Annotated in this window: 22 protein-coding genes and 1 tRNA gene; 12 read left to right on the top strand and 11 right to left on the bottom strand. The window is 69.6% G+C overall.

What is annotated here, in order from left to right; genetic code table 11:
- On the bottom strand, positions 1–1,174 hold a 1,174-nt coding region (locus tag QM582_RS07340), incomplete at its 3' end, for a TadA family conjugal transfer-associated ATPase (RefSeq protein WP_415083111.1).
- Positions 1,171–2,187 carry a septum site-determining protein Ssd gene (gene ssd, locus QM582_RS07335; RefSeq protein WP_415083109.1) on the bottom strand — a complete coding sequence of 339 codons (1,017 nt, stop codon included), beginning with the start codon at positions 2,185–2,187 and terminating at the stop codon, positions 1,171–1,173. The genes QM582_RS07340 and ssd, both read right to left, overlap by 4 nt.
- A gap of 76 nt (positions 2,188–2,263) precedes the next feature.
- Between ssd and QM582_RS07330 the strand changes: the two genes are divergently transcribed.
- Together QM582_RS07330 and QM582_RS07325 are read left to right on the top strand one after the other, a co-directional pair.
- Positions 2,264–3,007 carry a class I SAM-dependent methyltransferase gene (locus QM582_RS07330; protein ID WP_415083107.1) on the top strand — a complete coding sequence of 248 codons (744 nt, stop codon included), beginning with the start codon at positions 2,264–2,266 and terminating at the stop codon, positions 3,005–3,007.
- Between the two features lie 66 nt (positions 3,008–3,073).
- The gene (locus QM582_RS07325; RefSeq protein WP_415083105.1) at positions 3,074–3,592 is read left to right on the top strand and encodes a phage holin family protein; all 519 of its coding nucleotides are present in this window, start codon (positions 3,074–3,076) and stop codon (positions 3,590–3,592) included.
- Positions 3,593–3,603: 11 nt separating this feature from the next.
- On the opposite strand, the gene QM582_RS07320 is transcribed toward QM582_RS07325, so the two are convergent.
- Genes QM582_RS07320 through QM582_RS07300 form a run of 5 tightly spaced genes read right to left on the bottom strand, consistent with a single transcriptional unit; the run spans position 3,604 to position 6,197 of the window.
- Complete coding sequence (locus QM582_RS07320; RefSeq protein WP_415083103.1) at positions 3,604–4,245, bottom strand: NUDIX hydrolase; 642 nt, start codon at positions 4,243–4,245, stop codon at positions 3,604–3,606.
- Complete coding sequence (locus tag QM582_RS07315) at positions 4,242–4,844, bottom strand: TlpA family protein disulfide reductase (RefSeq protein WP_415083101.1); 603 nt, start codon at positions 4,842–4,844, stop codon at positions 4,242–4,244. Before QM582_RS07315 ends, QM582_RS07320 begins: the two co-directional genes overlap by 4 nt.
- On the bottom strand, positions 4,841–5,548 hold the full coding sequence (gene nth, locus QM582_RS07310; RefSeq protein ID WP_415083099.1) for an endonuclease III: 708 nt from the start codon (positions 5,546–5,548) through the stop codon (positions 4,841–4,843). The genes QM582_RS07315 and nth overlap by 4 nt, the downstream gene beginning before the upstream one ends.
- Positions 5,548–6,039 (bottom strand): RidA family protein, encoded by a 492-nt coding sequence (locus QM582_RS07305; RefSeq protein ID WP_415083098.1) that lies wholly within the window; start codon positions 6,037–6,039, stop codon positions 5,548–5,550. Before QM582_RS07305 ends, nth begins: the two co-directional genes overlap by 1 nt.
- Complete coding sequence (locus QM582_RS07300) at positions 6,036–6,197, bottom strand: DUF4177 domain-containing protein (RefSeq protein WP_415083096.1); 162 nt, start codon at positions 6,195–6,197, stop codon at positions 6,036–6,038. The genes QM582_RS07305 and QM582_RS07300 overlap by 4 nt, the downstream gene beginning before the upstream one ends.
- 43 nt (positions 6,198–6,240) lie before the next feature.
- On the opposite strand from QM582_RS07300, the gene QM582_RS07295 reads away from it, so the two are divergent.
- Positions 6,241–7,140: an ArsA-related P-loop ATPase gene (locus QM582_RS07295; protein WP_415083094.1), complete on the top strand. Its 900-nt coding sequence runs from the start codon at positions 6,241–6,243 to the stop codon at positions 7,138–7,140.
- Complete coding sequence (locus QM582_RS07290; protein ID WP_415083093.1) at positions 7,137–8,243, top strand: ArsA family ATPase; 1,107 nt, start codon at positions 7,137–7,139, stop codon at positions 8,241–8,243. The genes QM582_RS07295 and QM582_RS07290 overlap by 4 nt, the downstream gene beginning before the upstream one ends.
- Here the strand turns inward: QM582_RS07290 and QM582_RS07285 are convergent.
- On the bottom strand, positions 8,187–8,465 hold the full coding sequence (locus QM582_RS07285) for a WhiB family transcriptional regulator (RefSeq protein ID WP_415083092.1): 279 nt from the start codon (positions 8,463–8,465) through the stop codon (positions 8,187–8,189). The two genes, QM582_RS07290 and QM582_RS07285, sit on opposite strands and share 57 nt — an antisense overlap.
- 169 nt (positions 8,466–8,634) lie before the next feature.
- Here QM582_RS07285 and QM582_RS07280 point away from each other — a divergent pair, with 169 nt between their 5' ends.
- From QM582_RS07280 to QM582_RS07270, 3 genes are all read left to right on the top strand, one after another.
- Entirely contained in the window at positions 8,635–11,034 is a 2,400-nt protein-coding gene (locus QM582_RS07280; protein WP_415083090.1) for a transglycosylase domain-containing protein, read from the top strand.
- On the top strand, positions 11,035–11,937 hold the full coding sequence (locus QM582_RS07275) for a metallophosphoesterase (protein WP_415083088.1): 903 nt from the start codon (positions 11,035–11,037) through the stop codon (positions 11,935–11,937).
- Positions 11,938–11,981: 44 nt separating this feature from the next.
- A tRNA-Pro gene (locus tag QM582_RS07270) sits at positions 11,982–12,058 on the top strand.
- Positions 12,059–12,147: 89 nt separating this feature from the next.
- Here QM582_RS07270 and QM582_RS07265 read toward each other — a convergent pair.
- Positions 12,148–12,405: a hypothetical protein gene (locus QM582_RS07265; RefSeq protein ID WP_415083086.1), complete on the bottom strand. Its 258-nt coding sequence runs from the start codon at positions 12,403–12,405 to the stop codon at positions 12,148–12,150.
- Positions 12,406–12,544: 139 nt separating this feature from the next.
- Here QM582_RS07265 and QM582_RS07260 point away from each other — a divergent pair, with 139 nt between their 5' ends.
- Positions 12,545–12,790 (top strand): helix-turn-helix domain-containing protein, encoded by a 246-nt coding sequence (locus QM582_RS07260; protein ID WP_415083084.1) that lies wholly within the window; start codon positions 12,545–12,547, stop codon positions 12,788–12,790.
- Complete coding sequence (locus QM582_RS07255; protein ID WP_415083082.1) at positions 12,774–14,003, top strand: type II toxin-antitoxin system HipA family toxin; 1,230 nt, start codon at positions 12,774–12,776, stop codon at positions 14,001–14,003. The genes QM582_RS07260 and QM582_RS07255 overlap by 17 nt, the downstream gene beginning before the upstream one ends.
- Positions 14,004–14,009: 6 nt before the next feature.
- Here QM582_RS07255 and QM582_RS07250 read toward each other — a convergent pair whose 3' ends face one another.
- Complete coding sequence (locus QM582_RS07250; protein ID WP_415083080.1) at positions 14,010–14,930, bottom strand: IS5 family transposase; 921 nt, start codon at positions 14,928–14,930, stop codon at positions 14,010–14,012.
- Between the two features lie 313 nt (positions 14,931–15,243).
- On the opposite strand from QM582_RS07250, the gene QM582_RS07245 reads away from it, so the two are divergent.
- The 3 genes from QM582_RS07245 (at position 15,244) to QM582_RS07235 (ending at position 17,872) form a co-directional block, all read left to right on the top strand.
- Complete coding sequence (locus QM582_RS07245; protein WP_415083113.1) at positions 15,244–15,759, top strand: hypothetical protein; 516 nt, start codon at positions 15,244–15,246, stop codon at positions 15,757–15,759.
- 24 nt (positions 15,760–15,783) lie between these two features.
- Positions 15,784–16,494 (top strand): tyrosine-type recombinase/integrase, encoded by a 711-nt coding sequence (locus QM582_RS07240; protein ID WP_415083078.1) that lies wholly within the window; start codon positions 15,784–15,786, stop codon positions 16,492–16,494.
- Positions 16,495–16,624: 130 nt separating this feature from the next.
- Positions 16,625–17,872 (top strand): ATP-binding protein, encoded by a 1,248-nt coding sequence (locus QM582_RS07235; RefSeq protein ID WP_415083077.1) that lies wholly within the window; start codon positions 16,625–16,627, stop codon positions 17,870–17,872.
- Positions 17,873–17,933: 61 nt separating this feature from the next.
- On the opposite strand, the gene QM582_RS07230 is transcribed toward QM582_RS07235, so the two are convergent.
- A complete protein-coding gene (locus QM582_RS07230) occupies positions 17,934–18,359 on the bottom strand; it encodes a hypothetical protein (protein WP_415083075.1) in 426 nt (141 codons plus the stop codon).
- Positions 18,360–18,501: the final 142 nt, after the last annotated feature.

Here is an 18,501-nt window from a genome sequence, read left to right as displayed (position 1 = left end):
TGGCCGACGGCACGCGCTGGGTGCAGGAGCTCGGCCTGCTCTGCTGGGACGAGGCGTCCGGGGCCGCGCCGGCCGGGAACCGCCAGGCCGGCACCGGGCGGCACAGCCCGGACGCCTCGTCCCAGCAGAGCAGGCCGAGCTCCTGCACCCAGCGCGTGCCGTCGGCCAGGCGTCCGACATGAATCAGCACGTCCAGCGCCGCCGCGGCCTGGGCATGCAGAGCTGCCCGCGGCAACCCACCGAGCGCCGCCAGCGCCTCCAACCGCGCCGGGACGTCGGAGGCCGAGTTGGCGTGCAGGGTGCCGCAGCCGCCTTCGTGGCCGGTGTTCAGCGCCGTCAACAGGTCGGTCAACTCGGCGCCCCGCACCTCGCCGACCACCAGCCGGTCGGGCCGCATCCGCAAGGCCTGCCGGACCAGCGCGGCCAGCGGCACCGCCCCGGCGCCCTCCGCGTTCGCCGGACGCGCCTCCAGCCGCAACACGTGCGGGTGGTCGGGCGCCAGTTCGCGGGAGTCCTCAACGATCACGATGCGGTGGCCCGGATCGACCAGGCTCAGCAGGCTGGCCAACAGCGTGGTCTTGCCCGAGCCGGTGCCGCCCGAGATCAGGAAAGCCAGCCGTCGCTGCACCACCGCACGCAGCAGTTCCGCCGCCCGCGGATGCATGGTGCCGCCGGCCACCCAGTCGGCCAGGCTCAGCGTGCCGCGGGACGGCACCCGCAGCGACAGGCAGGTGCCGACATCGGTGAGCACGTCGAGAATGGCGTGCACCCGGGTGCCGTCGGGCAGCCGGGCGTCCACGAACGGCGAGCCTTCGTCGAGCCGGCGTCCGACCACGGCGGCCAACCGAACGGCCAGCCGGCGAACCTCGTCTTCGTCGGCGAAGACGCCGTCGACCTGCTCCAGCCCCGCGCCTCGGTCGATGTACACCTGCCGATATCCGTTGACCAGCACGTCGGTGACCCCGCGGAGCCGCAGCAGCGACTCCAACGGGCCGGCGCCGGCACTCTCCCGGCGCAGGGCCGCCACCGTCTCGCGGACGGTTCCCTCCGAGACCAGGGCGCCGAGGCCGCGCAACGCGGCCGCCACCTCCACCGGCCCAGGCGCCGCTCCCGCCCGGCCCAGCACCGCCCGGACGTCGGCCAGCCGCACCCCGGCGGCATCCGTGCCGGTCACGAGGCCGCCAGCAACTGATCGCAGACCCGGCCCAGGCCGCCCCGGCGGCGGGACAATCCCGGTCGTTCGCCACGCTCGGCGGCGACCACGAGGCTCGGATCGTGCCGCAGCCGGGCCACCACCGGCAGGCCCAGCGAATCTTCGATCGCGTCGTCGGGCACCCGCACCCCCGGCAGCCGGCGCACCACCACCTCGGCCGCCGGCGGCCCGAACGCCCGCACCGTCTGGGCACCCGCCGCGACCCCGCGCACGCAGCCACCCACCAGCAGCAGTGTGCGGCCGGCCAGCCGCAGCGCCTCCCGTCCGGCCGGCGACCAGCCTCGGCCCGGATCGAGCAGCACCAGATCGAAGCAGCGCTGCAGCGAGCCCAACACCGCCGTCACCGATTCACGGCCCACCTCGAGATCGGTTCCGCGGGCCGTCGACAACACCGTGACACCGTCGATCACCGGCAGGAACTCGCGGACGTCGCCCAACACCCCGTCGGCGGCGGCGAACCGCGGCCACCGCCACCCGGGCTCTCGCTCGCCGCCCAGCAGCAGGTCGATTCCGCCGCCCGCCCGGTCGAGATCGACCAGCGCCACCGACCGGCCCCGCTCGCTGGCCCGCCAGGCCAGCGCGGCCGCCACCGTCGAGGCACCGACGCCGCCCGAGCCGCCCAACACCGCCAGCAACTCGCCCGAGCCGTCGGACGGGCCGGTCAGCACCGACGACAGCCAGGCCCGGCCCTGCGGCAGCAGGATCACCTCCGCGCCCAGCGGCACCGACCACAGCGCGGCCGCCCCGCTGTCGGCGCCGACCAGATACACCCGGTCGCGCCGCGGCAGTTCCAGCGCCGCCACCTCGGCGGCGCTGTCGACGCCGATGAAGACCGTGCCGCCGGCGTGCCATCGGTCGGCCACCGCCTCCGGTTCGCAGACCACCGCCCGATGACCGAGCGCTGCCGCAGCGGTCGTCACGACCTCGCGTACCTCGCCGAGGCCGGACACCACGACCACCTCCGTAGCTCCCACGCCGTCAGTGTGTGCCCGGTTTCCGGAAAGTGTTCAGATTCGTCGCCCCCGGCAGCCGGCCCCGTACGATGCCACCGTGAACACCTCGACCCTGGCCGACGCCCTCGACTGGCTGGCCGGGGACTCCCGGGGTCCGACGCTGATCCTGGGCGGCACCGCCGCGTCGTTCGCCGCCGGCCTGCGCGGCCGGCACCGGCTCACCCTGGTCGACCGCGACCGGGATACCGTCTCCAGCCTGCTGCGCCGCGCCCCCTCCGGGCTGCCGCTGGTGGCTGCCGCCGAGGCTCTTCCGCTGGCTCCGTGCTCGTTCGACCGGGTGCTGCTCGCGCAGAGTTTCCACACCTACGCGCCCGGCCTGGCGCTGTCGGAGTTCGCCCGGGTGCTGCGTCCCGGGGGCCGGCTGGGCATCGCCTACACCGTCCGCGACGACTCGGTGCCCTGGGTGAAACGCCTGGTGGCGCTGGCCCGGCGCTACGACCCGGAGGCGATGCGCGGCGACTACGGCACCGAGTCGTTGCAGGCGCTCGAGGACAGCGCCTACTTCCCCCAGCTGCAGACCCGCTCCTTCCGGCGCTGGGTGCCGATCGACCGGCCCGGGCTGGTCGCGATGGTGGAGCGGACGGCGTCCGCGCGACGGTTGGACGACGACGCCCGCACCGCCCTGCTGGAGGAGGTCGGCGCCCTCTACGACAACTCCGCACGAGTGCCGGAGCCACTGCTGTTGCCCTACCGGGTGAACTGCTGGCTGGCCGAAGTGGACCACACCGAACTGACCGCGCCGCTCGACCTTCCCGACGACGGGCTGCACATCCCCCTTTGAGGTGCCAACCAGTGTCGGCAACGACCACTAGGCTGAACGGCGACAAGCGGCGAAAGGGCAGCCACCATGGCGAACCAGACAGACATCGCGGACCGGATCAAGGCCATCCAGGCCGATGTGACCACCATCGTCCGGGGCGAGATCGAGCTCGCCAAGGCGGAGTTGGTGCCGCAGGCGAAGTCGGTGGGCCTCGGCGCCGGCCTGCTCGGCGGCGCCGGCTACTTCGCGATGAACGGAATCGCGTTGCTCTTCCTCGGGCTGTCCGCGCTGGTCGGCCACTTCTTCGCCACCGGCCTGGGCTGGGAGCCCCTGCTGGCCGCGTTCATGGGCCTGGCCATCGTCGCCGTGGCGATGTTCCTGATCGCCGGCGTCCTCGCGCTGATCGCCAAGAACAAGGTGTCGGTGAAGGGTCCGGAGGCCACCGTGTCGCAGGGCCAGCGTTCCATCGAGGCTGTCCAGGAGGCGCTGCAGCGTGGCGTCTCGGACGCCGAGGCCGAGGCCGCCGCCCGCAAGGAGGCCCGCAAGACGGCGCCGTCGATCACCTCCGGCGCGTCCACCCCGACCTTCCTCCCGCCCCGCGGCTGACCTAAGGGCCGTCAGCGGCGGCGGCCGATCCGGAACCGCTCCGGGATGTCCGAGAGCCGTCCGGCATCCCAGGGCACCGTCCAGCCGGCCAGGTCGAACAGACCGTCCAACAGGTAGGCGGTGAAGCCCCAGATGAATAATTCGCCGACCACGAACCCGGGGCCGCTGAAGCCTGCCGGATGCGTCCAGGTGAGCCGGTTCGCCGGATCGAGCAGGACGTCGACCGCCACCGAATGCACGGCCGCGATCTCGCCGACGTCCACCGGAACCAGCGGACGCGGGGTCGGCCAATGCCCGACCACGGCCGTCACGGCGAAATCGCTGGCCCGGACGAAGGCCGGCGGCAGCACGCCCAGCACCTGCACCTCGCCGGGCGGCAACCCGACCTCCTCGTCGGCCTCCCGCAACGCCCCCGCCACCGGGGAGGCGTCGGACGCCTCGATCGCCCCGCCCGGAAAAGCAACCTGACCGGCGTGGGTGCGCAGCCGCATGTCCTTCTCGACCAGCACGATCCGGGCGCCCTCGGGATGATCGGCGAGCGCGATCAGCACCGCCGCCGGACGTCCGCCCCGGGCCGCCCGTTCGGCGACCCGCGCTGCCGCCTCCGGGCCGGCCAGCGCCGTCCGGAGCCGATCCAGGTCCGCAGGGGTCATAGCTTCACACCCAGCTTGTCGCCGGCCAGCTGAACCAGTTCGTCGTAGGACTGCAGCTTGCCGACCACGGTGTGCACCACCGTGCCGTCGGCGTCCACGAACAGGGTGGACGGCAGTCCGCCGACCGTCATCACGGTGCTCAGCCGGCGTTGCGGATCCTGCAGCTGAGGGTAGTTCCAGTCCACCAGCGAGGCGAACTCGACCGCCCAGTCCGGCCGGGAATCGTCGTAGTCGATGCCGAGCATCTGCACCTTGCCCTTGCTGACCTTCTGGAACTGGCGCAGGTAGGGCGACTCCTCCCGGCAGGGCGGGCACCACTGCGCCCAGATGTTGATCACCATCGGCTTGCCGCGCAGCCCGGCGAGCCGGACGGTGGAGTCGCCACCCAAGCAGTCCAGCACCAGATCGGGCAGCCCGCCGGCGCGTGCCGGCACCGTCGCCGACGAGGTCGGGCAGTCGGCGATGCCGGCCTGCTTGCGGGCGGCGACCACCGCCGCCGGATCGATCGGCGGGAGGCTCTGCTCCGATGTCGGCGGGGAGCCGGCGCAGCCGGACAGCAGCAGCGCGACGAGCGCCAGCAGCACGCCGAGACGTCTCATCCGCGCGGCTCCCGGATCAGCTTGGCGGCCACCGCCGGGTCGGTCGGACCTTCGCCGTAGGCGGGGCACAGCTTCGCCACCGGGCAGGCTCCGCAGGCCGGACGCCGGGCGTGGCAGCGCCGCCGCCCGTGCCAGATCACGTTGTGCGACAGCTGCGTCCAGTCCTTGCGTGGGAACAGCGACCCGACCTCGGCCTCGACCACCTCGGGCTTCGTGGACGCCGACCAGCCGAACCGGGCGGACAGCCGCAGGAAGTGGGTGTCGGTGGTGATGCCGGGCACGTCGAAGGCGTTGCCGAGCACCACATTGGCGGTCTTGCGGCCCACCCCGGGCAGCGTGACCAGCTCCTTCAGGGTGCCCGGGACCTCGCCACCGTAACGCTCGACCAGCGCCGCGCCGAGTTTGATCAGCGAGTCGGTCTTGGCCCGGAAGAAGCCGGTCGGGTGGATCAACTCCTCCAGCTCGGCCCGGTCGGCACCGGCGTAGGCGGCGGCGTCCGGGTAGCGGGCGAAGATCACCGGCGTGACCGCGTTGACCCGGCGGTCGGTGGACTGGGCGCTCAGGATGGTCGCCACCAGCAGTTCCAGCGGGTTGCCGAAGTCCAACTCGCAGCGCGCGTCCGGGTAGGTCTCGGCCAGGACGCGGTTGATCGCCCGGGCCCGCCGGACCAGCGCCGTCCGGGTCTCCACCAGGGCGCCCGCCATCAGAACGACGCCGCGCTGGCCTCGACCACCAGCTCCAACTCCACCGGGGCGTCCAGCGGCAGCGAGGCCACCCCGACCGCGGAACGGACGTGCCGGCCGAGCGGGCCGAAGATCTCGCCGAGCAGCTCGCTGGCACCGTTGGCCACCTGCGGCTGACCGGTGAACTCGGGCACCCCGGCGACGTAGACCACCAGCCGGACCACCCTGCGGATCTGATCGATGCCGCCCACCTCGGACGCCGCGGCGGCCAGCGCGTTCAGCACCGCCACCCGGGCCGCCTGGGTGGCCTGCTCAGGAGTCACCTCGGCGCCCACCTTGCCGGTCGCCACCAGGGCGCCCTGCACGGTCGGCAGCTGACCGGAGGTGAACACCTGCCCGGCGGACGCGATCGCCGGAATGTAGGCGGCCAGCGGCGCCGCCACCGGCGGCAGGGTCAGCCCCAGCTCGGCCAGCCGCTGCGAGGGCGGCGGGCCGGCGACCTCCTCGTTCACCCGTCCTCCAACGGACGCTTCAGGTAGGCCACCAGGTTCTGCGGATTCGGCCCCGGAACCACCTGCACCAGCTCCCAGCCGTCGGCGCCCCACTGGTCGAGAATCTGCTTGGTCGCGTGCACCAGAACGGGCACCGTCACGTACTCCCACTTGGTCATGGGCCAACCCTAACGGCGAACACCGACACCTAAGCTGGGGCCCATGCCCGTCCGCCGTCCGTTGCACATCGTGACCGGCAAGGGAGGGGTCGGAAAGACCACCGTCGCACTCGCGCTGGCGCACCGGCTGGCCGGCGAGGGCGCCCGGGTGGTCGTCGCCGAGGTGGAGGGGCGCGGCGGCCTCGCGCTGGCCACCTCGCGCTCGGTGGGGCCGGAGCCGACCCGTCTGCTGAACCGTGGCAACGGGCAGGTGCTCGGCGTCCAGATCGATGCCCGCCGTGCTCTGAGCGGCTATCTGCAGCGCTACTACCACCTCGGTTTCGCCACCGGACTGCTGCAACTCGATCCGCTGGTCGACTTCGCCACCCGGATCGCTCCGGGACTGCGCGACATCCTGCTGATCGGGCAGGTCACCCATCTGGCCGATTCCCACCCCGACATCGACGCCCTGGTGCTGGACGCCCCGCCCTCGGGCCGGATCGGCTCGTTCCTGGGCGCCGGCGAGGGGCTGGCCGAGTTGACCGACGGCAGTCCGATCGCCGGCCAGGCCGAGTCGGTGATGGACGACCTGCGCGACCCGGGCTGCCAGGTGCATGTGGTCACGCTGCTCGACGAGCTGCCGGTGACCGAGGCGATCGAGACGGTGCAGGCGGTCCGCGACCTGGGGCTGGTGCCCGGAGCGCTGGTGGCCAACCGCTGCCTGGCGCCGCCGGAGGTGCCCGCACCGCTGCCGCCGGCCCCCGAGGGCATCACCGCCGGGCAGTGGAACGCGATGACCGCCGCGCTGCTCGCCGAGGCGGACCTGGCTCGCGGTCAGACCGCCTGGCTGGCCCTGCTCACCCATCGCACCGGGTTGGACGTCCGGCTGTTGCCCGACCTCGACCCCGGCACGGCGCCGTCCGACCGGCCGGCCGCGTTGGCCGACGCCCTGGCGGCGCTGTGAACGCCGACCTGGACGATCTGCTGCGCCGCGACGGGCTGCGCGTGCTGCTCTGCGTCGGAACCGGCGGCGTCGGCAAGACCACGCTGTCGGCCGCGGTCGCCGCCCGGGCCGCGATGCTCGGACGCCGGGTGCTGGTGGTCACCATCGACCCGGCCCGGCGGCTCGGCCAGGCGATGGGGCTGGACGCCCTCGCGCACGAGCCCAGCCCGGTGTCGCTCCCGGGAGCCGCTGGCAGCCTGCAGGCGATGATGCTGGACGTCCGGCACGCCTTCGACCGGGCGCTCACCGCGCAGGTGAGCGCCGCCGAGGCCGAGCGGATCCGGGTCAACCCCTTCTACAAGGCACTGGCCGAGACCTTCTCCGGCACCCAGGAATATGTGGCGATGGAGGCGATCGGCGAACTCCAGCGCCGCGCCGACGCGGGCGAGTGGGATCTGCTGGTCGTGGACACCCCGCCCAGCGCGTCCGCCCTCGACTTCCTGGACGGCCCGAGCCGGCTGGAGTCGCTGGCGCACAACCCGCTGCTCCGGGTGGTGCTGGGCCTGCCTCGCGGTCCGTTCGGCTTCCTGGACGCCGGCGCAGCCTTCGCCGGCCGGGCCCTGGACGCGATCCTCGGCGGACGGCTGTTCGGCGACCTGCGGACCTTCCTGAGGGTGTTCGAGCGGGCGGTGCTTGCCTTCGAGTCGCACGCCGCCGCGACTCGGCAGCTGTTGGCGTCCGAGGCGGCGGGATTTCTGGTGGTGGCCGCACCCCGTCCGGGTCCGGCGGCGGAGGCACTGGCGCTGGTCCGGCGGTTGCGCGCCGACCGCCTGCCGCTGCGGGGGGTGCTGGTCAATCAGGTCACCGTCCCGGTGGAGGTCGATCCGGAACGGCTGGCCGATGCGGAGGAATCCGCACCGGCCGCACAGCGGGCCGTGCTGCGGCATCATCGCCTGCGGCTGGCCCAAGCCGAAGCGGAGCACCGGGCCATCGCCGGACTGCTCCGCACCGGGGTGCCGGCGATCTCGATCGCGCGGCGGGACGGCGGGGTCAACGACCTCGCGTCATTACTTGCCCTGTTTGCTCCCCTCGAGCAGCAGCCGGCGCCAGGACTGGATGTCTGAGTGCTGGCGCAGCAGGCGACGGCGTTCCCGCTCGGTCATGCCGCCCCACACCCCCCACTCGATCCGGTTGTCGAGGGCTTCGGCCAGGCATTCGGCGCGAACTTCACATCCGTAACAGACGGTGCGAGCGCGCTTCTGGTCCGCACCGTCCGGAAACAAGTCGTCCTGCATACCGCGGCACTTGGCCAGCATCGGCCAACTGTCCATCTCCATCAGCGACAAGGTGGATCACCATCCGTGGTTGGTTGGATTCTTTACTACTACGCAGTGTAGTTGTCGTGATCGTCGATGACAAGACGGCCCATTCCGGGGCCCCTCACCGGACGCCGGCCGCGCGCCGCCGGGGCGAGGGTTTCGGAGCCGGCCAGGTACGTCACGTACTCTGGTGCCCATGCGCTTGGGGAAGAGGCTCTATTCGCTGGTCATGTTCTTGGTGGTCAGCGTCCTTGGCGGGCTGTTGGTGGCCGGTTTGGTGGTTCCGGTAGCGGGCATGGGCGCCGAGGTGGGCAAGGCCACCGCGGTGACGATGGACTCGCTGCCTGCCGAGTTGGCGACGCCGCCACAGGCACAGCGATCCAGCGTGCTGATGGCCGACGGCAAGACCCTGGTCAACTTCTACGACGAGTACCGCCAGTACGTGAAGTTGGACAAGATCGCCCCGATCATGCGGAAGGCGCAGGTCGCGATCGAGGACCACCGCTTCTACGAGCACGGCGCGCTCGACCTGCAGGGCACCATGCGGGCCCTGGTCAGCACGGTCAGGGGCAACACCCAGGGCGCCTCCACTCTCACCCAGCAGTACGTGAAGATGGCGCAGATCAGCGCCGCCGCCGCCCGTGGGGACGCCGAGGGTGTGCAGAAGGCGCAGGAGAACACCCTCACCCGCAAGATCCAGGAGCTGCGCTATGCGATGGCCCTGGAGAAGAAGTACACCAAGGACCAGATTCTGGAGTTCTACCTCAACATCGCCTACTACGGCGACGGCGCCTACGGCGTCGAGGCCGCCGCGATGAACTACTTCGGGGTGCACGCCAGCAAGCTGAACCTGCAGCAGGCCGCGATGCTGGCCGGCATGGTGCGCAACCCGGTCGGAACCAACCCGCGCACCCCGGGCCTGGAACTGGTCACCCTGCAGCGCCGCAACGACGTACTGGACCGGATGGCCCAGAAGGACGTCGCGGTGATCACCCCGCAGGATGCGGCGGCAGCCAAAGCGAAGCCGCTCGGCCTGGTCAAGGCCAAGTCAAAGCTGCACGGCTGCGGCAACAGCGAATTCCCGTTCCTGTGCGACTACGTGCGCCGCACTCTGTTGAAGTCCCCCAGCCTGGGCGCCTCCGAGGAGGACCGGGAGAACACCCTCTACCGTGGCGGCCTCACCGTCCGGACGATCATCGACCCGAAGGTGCAGCGCAAGGCCGAGAAGAGCATTCACAACTTCGTCGACCCGCGCGACCCGCTCGACGTGGTGAACGTGATGATCCAGCCCGGCACCGGCCTGATCGTCTCCATGGCGCAGAACCGGAACAAGATGGGCACCAAGAAGAGCCAGACCTACTGGAACTACGCGGTCGGCAACAAGATGGGCGGCGCCGGCGGCTATCAGGGCGGCTCCACCTTCAAACTGTTCGTCGCGGCCGCAGCCTTGAAGAACGGCCTGGGCGCCTACGGAACCATCAAGGTGCCCGGCTCGATGAACATTCAGGGCATGCGGTTCCAGTCCTGCCAGGGGCCGTTCAACTTCCCCACACGGCACTATGTCAAGGGCAGAGCCGGCACCTTCAACCTCTTCACCGGAACCACCAATTCGGTGAACGGCTACTTCACGGCACTCGAGTCGGCCGCCGGGTTGTGCGATTCCACCAAGATGGCGCAGGCATTGGGCCTGGAGATGGCGGTCGACCCCAAGGGCGACCTGCTGACCAGGACCTACAGCAACTATCCGGCGTTCACCCTGGGCGCGGTCGAGGTCACCCCGCTGTCGCTGGTCAACGCCTACGCCACCGTCGCCGCCCGCGGCATCCACTGCGACCCGATCATCGTCAAGTCCATCAAGGCCGCCGACGGCTCCACTCTCGAGGCGCCGAGCGCCAACTGCAAGCGGGTGCTGGACGAGGGCATCGCGGACGCCCTGAGCAAGATCTTCCAGGGCCCGTTCCGTTCCGGCACCGCGACGGCGGCCCGGATCCCGGGCTACACCCTCGCGGGCAAGACCGGCACCGTCGCCGACAACAAGGCGATCTGGACCGTCGGCTTCACCCGCAACCTGGCCGGCGGCGGGATGATCAGCTACTCCAGCGAGAAGCGTTTCAAGAAGTACTGGAGCGGCTACCGCGCACGGGTGTATATCCAGGGCGCCTACATGAAGTACTCGCACCGCAAGATCAAGGGCCAGTCCGGCCCCGAGGCCGGCCGATACATCTTCAAGCCGCCGTTCGCGATGGCGCTGAAGAACTACGACCGGAAGGCCTTCGTCGAGCCGCCCTACGGCATCCTCGCCGGCCGGAAGGTGGACGTGCCGGGCTGCTCCGGTGTGTACAACTGCAAGGCCGTGCTGGCCAATGCGGGTTTCGGCTCCTACACCGACTACGTGGCCAGTAACGCGCCGAAGGGCACCTTCCTGGGCATCAGCCCCGCCGGGGTGGCCGTCCGTGGCACCAGCATCCGGATCCTGATCTCGTCCGGCCCGGTGAAGAAGCCCGACCCCAAACCAGATCCGAAGCCGTCGGACAAACCCACGTCCAAGCCGTCCGAGAAACCGAAGACCGACCCGACACCGCCGAAGAAGAAATAGATGCTCGGAAAGCTCCTCGGCCGCCTCACCGCGGTCGGCGCGGCATGCCTGGCCTACGGATTCTGGGAGGCCCGGCATTTCGTGGTGCGCCGTCGCGAGGTACCGATCCTGCCGCCGGGTTCGGCGCCGCTGCGCCTGCTGCACGTCTCCGACATCCACCTGATGGCGCGGCAGCGGTACAAGACCGACTTCCTGCACGCGCTGGCCGGGCTGGAGCCGGACCTGGTGGTCACCACCGGTGACAACTGGAGCGAGCCGGACGCGTTGCAGCCGCTGCTGCGCGCCTGGGGACGGCTGCGCGACGTCCCCGGCGTGTTCGTCTTCGGCTCCAACGACTACGAGGCGCCGATCTTCCGGCCGCCGATGATGTACCTGGTGCGCTCCACCGAGGGCGAGGAGAAGGCGCACCGACCGCTGCCGTTCGACGAGCTGCGCGCCGCCTACTCCGAACGCGGCTGGGTGGACGTCAACACCTCGCGTGCGCAGATCACCGTCCGCGGCGTCACCTTCGAGTTCCGCGGCACCGACGACGCCCACCTACGGCGCGACGACTACGCCTTGGTGGCCGGCCCGCCGGCTCCCGAGGCGGACGTGTCGATCGGCGTCACGCACGCCCCTTACCTACGGGTGCTGGACGCCATGACCACCGACGGCCTCGACCTGATCCTGGCCGGCCACACCCACGGCGGCCAGGTCTGCGTCCCCTACTACGGAGCACTGGTCACCAACTGCGACCTGGACACCATCCGCGCCAAGGGCCTCTCCACCCACACCGCCGACGGTCGGACGGCCCAACTACACGTCTCGGCCGGCATGGGATCGTCCCCGTTCGCCACCTACCGGTTCGCCTGCCCACCCGAGGTGACGGTGCTGACGCTCATCGCCCGGGATTCAAATGGCTGATCGGGCCAGACTCGTATAGACTGCTCGACGGCCCTCGGGGCCATCGGGGTGTGGCGCAGCTTGGTAGCGCGCATCGTTCGGGACGATGAGGTCGCAGGTTCAAATCCTGTCACCCCGACCAGCGGGAACCGCTCTGGCTAGGAGAAACACTCCAAGTCAGAGCGGTTTCGCTGTTTCCGGCGGCCGCACGACCTGGGCACGAGCGTGCGCTCAGTCCCACGCCAGCGGATCGCGGTCCGTCGGGCCTTCGGTGATCAGTTCGATCAGGGCAGCCAGGTCATCGAGGGTCGTCCCGACCGGCAGCCGGGCAGAGACCGCCATCCACGAACCCGGCCGCTGGCCGCGTCCGACATGGCGACCCTGGTCGAACGAGACCGGCAGCGTCCTGCCGCGCTCGCCCGGCACGACCGCATAGCTCAGCAGCCTGCCTTGTGGGATCGCCATTCGCGCGACGCGCGGCGGCCGCATGCCGCCCTACCCTAAGGCGCGACCGTTCTGTTACAGAGCGCCCCTACCGGCGCCATGGCCGAGCAGGGCTACGCCATCTCTATCGAGATTTCCCGATAGACTTCGAGTATCGTGAAATCATGATACGAACCAGGTTCGCATGAAGCGCCACACGGCTCGCCTACGAGCGCCCGCGGACTTCGGACTGGCGGTCCAGCAGGCGCGGCTGGCGCGTGGACTGTCCCAGAGCCAGCTGGCCGCCGAACTGGGCGTCACCCAGAGTGCCATCAGCGAGATCGAGTCAGGCAAGTCGACCATCTACCTGCGTCGCCTCCTCAGCATCGCCAGGGCTACCGGATTGGAGTTGAGCGCAAGCTGGGAGGACGCCGATGCGACTCGCGGTTGAGCTCTACGACACGATCATCGGGACACTGAATGGCGACTTCCGCAGCTTCGACTTCGCCCCGAGCCCGGAGGGGATCGACCGCTTCGGAACGAACAGTCTCATCCTCTCGACCACGATTCCGCTCGCCCCCAGCCAACGTCGCGATCGAGCGACTCGGCGCCGCAACTGGTTCACAGAACTACTGCCCGAAGGTGACCAGTACGACTACATGCTGACCCAAGGACAGCTCGGACGAGACGACACCCCGGCATTTCTTGCTCGCTACGGCCGCGATGTCGCCGGCGCGCTGCAGATATGGGATCTGGACGACCCAACCGAGCCCAAGACCCAGTCGATCAGGCTTGTGAGTCGCGGCGAGGTCCGCGACCTGCTGGAGGATCCCATCGGCTCCCCGCTGGCGAACGACGTGGACTCGGGGAAGTCGTCACTGGGTGGAGTCCAGCCGAAGGTGGTTCTGGCACGGACCACGAACGGCTGGGCCCAAGCACTCGGCGGCTATCCCACAACGCACATCCTCAAACCACAGCTCAGTGGCGACAAGGAAACCGTCATCTTCGACGAGGAGTACGGCCTACGCCTGGCGCGCCGCGTGGGCCTGAATACGTTCGACGCCTGGATCGAGGACTTCGACGGCCTGCCTGCGATCGTCATCGAGCGCTTCGACCGAGATCACGGCCACCGTGTGCACCAGGAAGACTTCAGCCAGGTTCTCGGCGCCAGCCGCAATGAGAAGTACCAAGAGGTCGGTGGAGTCGTCAGTCTCCATCGAGCCGCGGCAGCACTCAGGAAGTTCGCTTCGGACGCCGACCTGCGCAGCTTTGCTCAGATGGTCGTGCTTTCGGTAGCTATCGGCAATCTCGACATGCACACGAAGAACCTCGGGCTGCTTCACCCCGCCGACGGCGAAGTGACACTCGCCCCTGCCTATGACGTGGTACCCCAGGTACATCTCAAGAACGACGGCAGGCTCGCTTTGGCGGTCAACAAGAAGTACCGGCACCGCGAGGTCGTCCGAAACGACCTGGTGGCGGAGATCACCTCCTGGGGGCTGGTTCGTGCGACGAGGGTGGTCGACGACACACTGGAGGAACTCACCACGCTCGCCGCTGCGGAGACCCCTCTTCCCGGCGCATTCGGACATCTACAGGAGCAGATTCTCGGGTTCACCGAGAACCTCCGCAACGGCAGGCCCGTCGGAGACCGCCTCACCTAGGGCCTGTTATGTAAGTCGTTTGAGCCAGTCGTTGATGACGGCGAGGTGGATGGTGGCGGTGTAGCGGACGGCGAGTTTGTCGTAGCGGGTGGCGAAGGCTCGGTGGTGTTTGAGCTTGTTGATGCCGCATTCGACGGCGTGGCGGTCGTGGTAGCGGGTGGGGTCGAATGCGGGTGGTCGGCCGCCTCGGCGGCCGCGGCGTTTCCGGTGACCGGCCTGGTCGGCCGGGATGGGGATGGTGGCCTTGATGTGACGCGCACGCAGCCAGGCCCGGTTCGCTTTCGAGGAGTAGGCCCGATCGGCCAGTACCCGGTCAGGGCGTCGGCGTGGCGCGCCGACCGGGTTCGCGACCGTGATGTTGTCCAGGACGCGGGTGAACTCGGGACTGTCACCGGCTTGTCCGGCGGTGATGTGGAACGCGAGCACGCCTCGGTCTTGGTCGCAGGCCAGATGAGTCTTGGTGGACCAACCACCCCGCGAGACCCCGAACCCGTGATCAGCAGGTTCACCCACCACTCGGAATGCTGAGTCGCGTCGCGCGCCGGCGGCGTGGATGTGTCCTCGGCTGGTGGTGGAATCCACCGATACCTGCCATTTCACCTTGCCAAGGGTCTGTGCAGCGGCACGCAACGCGGCCTCGATCTGTGCCCACACCCCGGTCACTTGCCATAGTGCGAACAGGGCATACACCCGCCACCACGGCCCGTAGACCGCGGGCACATCACGCCAGGGACAGCCGATCCGGGTCCGGTAACGCGCCCCATCGATCAGGCCGCGCAAGGGCCATCGGCGGGGGCGGCCCCGGCCGGTGGGTGCCGGGAGGACCGAGCAGAGCAGGTTCCACTGTGGGTCGGTCAGATCATGGCGGCGGGCAGCGTCTATCGTGGACACGAGGCCTCCTGGGGAAGAAGGAGCTTGCTTCGACACCAACCCGTCTACCCCGGGAGCCTCACCCCCTCGCGCACCGACACGCGACACCCCACAAGCCACTTCCGTAACAGGCCCTAGGCCCCGATTGGGGCCAATTTGGGGCAAGCGAACACCCTAGTCAGAGCGATATACCGATTCTCGGATTTCCTGCCGATCAGGAGGTTCCCAAGGGTCAGCAGCGCCGGTCCTTTGGCAGCATCAGCGCCGAAGGGGGTACTTCCGTGCGCGTTATGTCGGCCCGGATCGGCAGCGCTATGAGGCTCCGAACCTGTTTTCCGAGCGGATCGACGCCGAGTTCTGGTTGGGTGAGGTGCACCGCTCGATCTCGCGCCAGGAGTGGCGTCCGCCGGTGAAGGTGAAGGGTCAGCCGGACGACCTGGACACCCTCGCCGGCTACGCGCGGCAATGCCTGGCCGAGCGCGAACTGACCCCGCGGACGCGTGAGGAGTACGGCCGGCTCCTGGAGAAGCTGATCGCCCCAACGCTCGGGAGTTTCAAGCTGAAGTACCTAGAACCTGACCAGATCCGCCGCTGGTACTCCACGGTGCTGTCGGCGGATCGTCCGGTACAGCGCAAGCACGCCTACTCGCTGCTGCGCTCGATCCTGCGGGAGGCCGAGGACGAGGGCCTGATCGACCGCAATCCGTGCCGCGTCCGCAACGCTGGCAAGGTGCACCGGACCCGCGACATCGAGCCGGCCACGCCCGCCGAACTCAACACGCTGCTCGACCTGCCGGCCAAACAGGGGCTGCCGGTGGTCCTGGCAGGTTGGCGCAACCTGAGGTCGAGGGAGTTCGTGGCCTGCGTTGGCGCGACCTGGCCCTGACCGAGGCCGTTGTGCGCGTCCGGCATGCGGTGGCGGACCAAAGGCCAGGTGCATGTCGGCGCGCCGAAGACGGCGGCCGGCACCCGGGACGTCGGCATTCCGCCGCACCTGATCTCGTACCTGGCGAAGTACGGGGCCGTGCTCCCGGTGACCGGACGCGACGGCTTCCTCTTCCCCGGCGGAGACGGCGTCTCGCCGATGTCGGAGAAGGCGCTGCGCTACGCGTACGGCAAGGCCCGCAAGGTCATCGGCCGGGAGGACCTGACCTTCCATGACATGCGCCACTCCGCGGCGTCGCTGGCTGGCATGACCGGGGCAACGACCGCCGAGTTGAAGGCGATGATGGGCCACGCCACCGCCGGGATGGTCGAGCGCTACCAGCACGCGACACGGGCGTCCCGGTCGCGGCTGGCCGAGAACATGAGCAAGCTCGCGGAGATCGGAGGCCCGTCTGCGCGACCCGGTCGTCGGGTGGCAGATCTTCACATCCCCTGGGCCCTCCATGTCCGGATCGGGCTCCTTCTGAGGCTTAAGGGACTGCGGAAGGAGATCAAGATGGAACTGCAGCGCTACGAGTCTCTGGCCCAGGCGGCGGAACGGACGGGGATCAGCCGGAAGACCTTGCGACGCCGGATCGCGTCCGGCCAACTGCCGGTCTTCTCGAGCGGACGGCGCATCCTCCGCGTCCGTCCCGAGGACGTCGACGCGATGCTGCGTCCCTTCTGGCTCGGCTGAGTCGAGCACTGCTGAGCTCGCTGCGGCACCGCCTGGATCTCCCGACAGGTCGGGCGAACCTTCACGTTCGGCAGCTCAAAACCGCAAGTTTCGTTGCTCAAATCTGCAAGTTCTCGGGTAGCGTTGAGTCATGACACCACCAGAGCCGTACCCTCGGCACGCCGCCGTCACAGTCCGCGAGGCGATGGGTGACACGCCGATCACGATCATCCAGGGCGCCCGTCAGGTGGGCAAGAGCACGCTGGCTGCGATGGTGGCCGCCGAAGCGCCTGAGGTGGTCTCGGTGACCTTGGACGACCCCGCCGTGCTTGCCGTTGCCGAGTCCGACCCGGTGTTCTTCGTGGAGCAGGCCGGTGAGGGCTTGCTCGTCATCGACGAAGCCCAACGGGCGCCGGGCCTGATCCTGCCGTTGAAGGCCAGCGTTGATCGGGACCGGAGACCCGGCCGCTTTCTTCTCACCGGGTCCGCCGATCTCCTCCAGGTCAAAGGAGTCGGCGATTCCCTCGCCGGACGCGCAGAGACCATCGAACTGCTGCCGTTGAGCAAGGGGGAACTGGGCCGTCGTGCGACACCGGAGGACTTCGTCGCCTGGGTCATGGCGGGGGCGGCCTCGGGCAGGTTCTCCGCCATCGAGCCGGACACGATCGTGCGCGGGGGGTACCCCGAAGCAGTCCAGCGCACCCCGAACCGGGCCGCACGATGGTTCGACGCCTACATCGAGCGGTTGGCCGACCACGACGCTCGCGACCTCCAGCAAGGGGGCTACGCCGACCACATGCGGACCCTGCTGCGTCTGATCGCCGCTGGCGGGCAGGCGGAGATCGTCAAGGCCAAGCTCGCTCGCACGATCGGCGTCTCCGAGAACAGCGTGGAGGCGTACCTTCGGCTCGCCTCGACGATGCGGCTTCTGGTCCTCCTTCCTCCATGGACGAGGTCGCCGCGCGGTCGCATCGCGCGCCGTCCCAAGGTCGCCCTGAACGACACTGGCTTGTCCGCCCATCTCACGGGCTTCACCAGCGCCGCAGCCGGCACTGTGGGGGGACGCGAGTACTTCGGAGCCCTTGCCGAGCAGTGCGTCGCGCTGGAGTTGCGAAAGCAGTCCGCCTGGACTCAGCAGCCGTTCCAGCTGTACCACTACCGTGACCTCGACGGCTTGGAAGTCGACATCGTCGCCGAGCTCCCGGACGGTCAACTACTGGCTATCGAGGTGAAGAGCACGCGAACGGTCACAGAGCAGTCCTGGTCGGCGCTGGAGCGCTTCCGCAACCGATACCCAGACCGGAAGACCACGGGGGTCGTCCTTCACGGGGGTACTCAGGTCGCACACCTTCACGGCTGGTTGCACGTGCTGCCGATGCGGAGCCTCTGGGATCACTGAACCTCGCCGAGCGCGTCGCAAACGCCGAGGCGACCTGGCCGACCCGGGTGGGGGAGTCTGCTCAGCGGTTCGAGCCGTCCACGCGCTGGAGGTAGTGGTCGACCAGGTTGCGCATGGGATCGTCGAGCGTCGGCAGATCGCGGTTGTAGAGCAACCCGGTGGCGAGCTGCATGGTCAGCTCGTCGAGGAGGGTGACCCACTCGGAGACGTCTCGTTTGTGCGGGCGCCCCGGGGACGCGGTGGCCCGGTCGACGGTCTCGGGGGAGACGGAAAGCGCCGTTCGGATCATGGCGTCGGAGAGGATCTGGCGGTCTCCAGCGGGGGCGCTCAACCCCTGTTCTTCGATGCGTGCGAGCGCGTCCATGAGCAGTTCGAGCCGCCTCGCGACCATCTCGACGACCGCGTCGCGATCGAGGTTTCGCTCGATCTGCTGGCGCCGTTCCTTCTCCCAATCGCTGAGTCGAGCGGCGGGTGAAACGCCCTTCACAACCTCGGGTTTGACCCCGACGATCTCGTTCCGCGGCGCTCAATGGACGCCTCGAACCGGCACACAGCGGCGCTGTACAGGCTCCACACCTGGGACGGCTAAGCCAGGGCGTAGACCGGGTTTGGGCTGGTGTCGATGCGCG

The sequence above is a fragment of the Micropruina sp. genome (genome assembly GCF_047607385.1).
Classification (GTDB): Bacteria; Actinomycetota; Actinomycetes; order Propionibacteriales; family Propionibacteriaceae; genus Micropruina.
The sequence above is the reverse complement of the archived record's forward strand: the minus strand, read 5'-3'. Positions and strand labels throughout refer to the sequence as shown.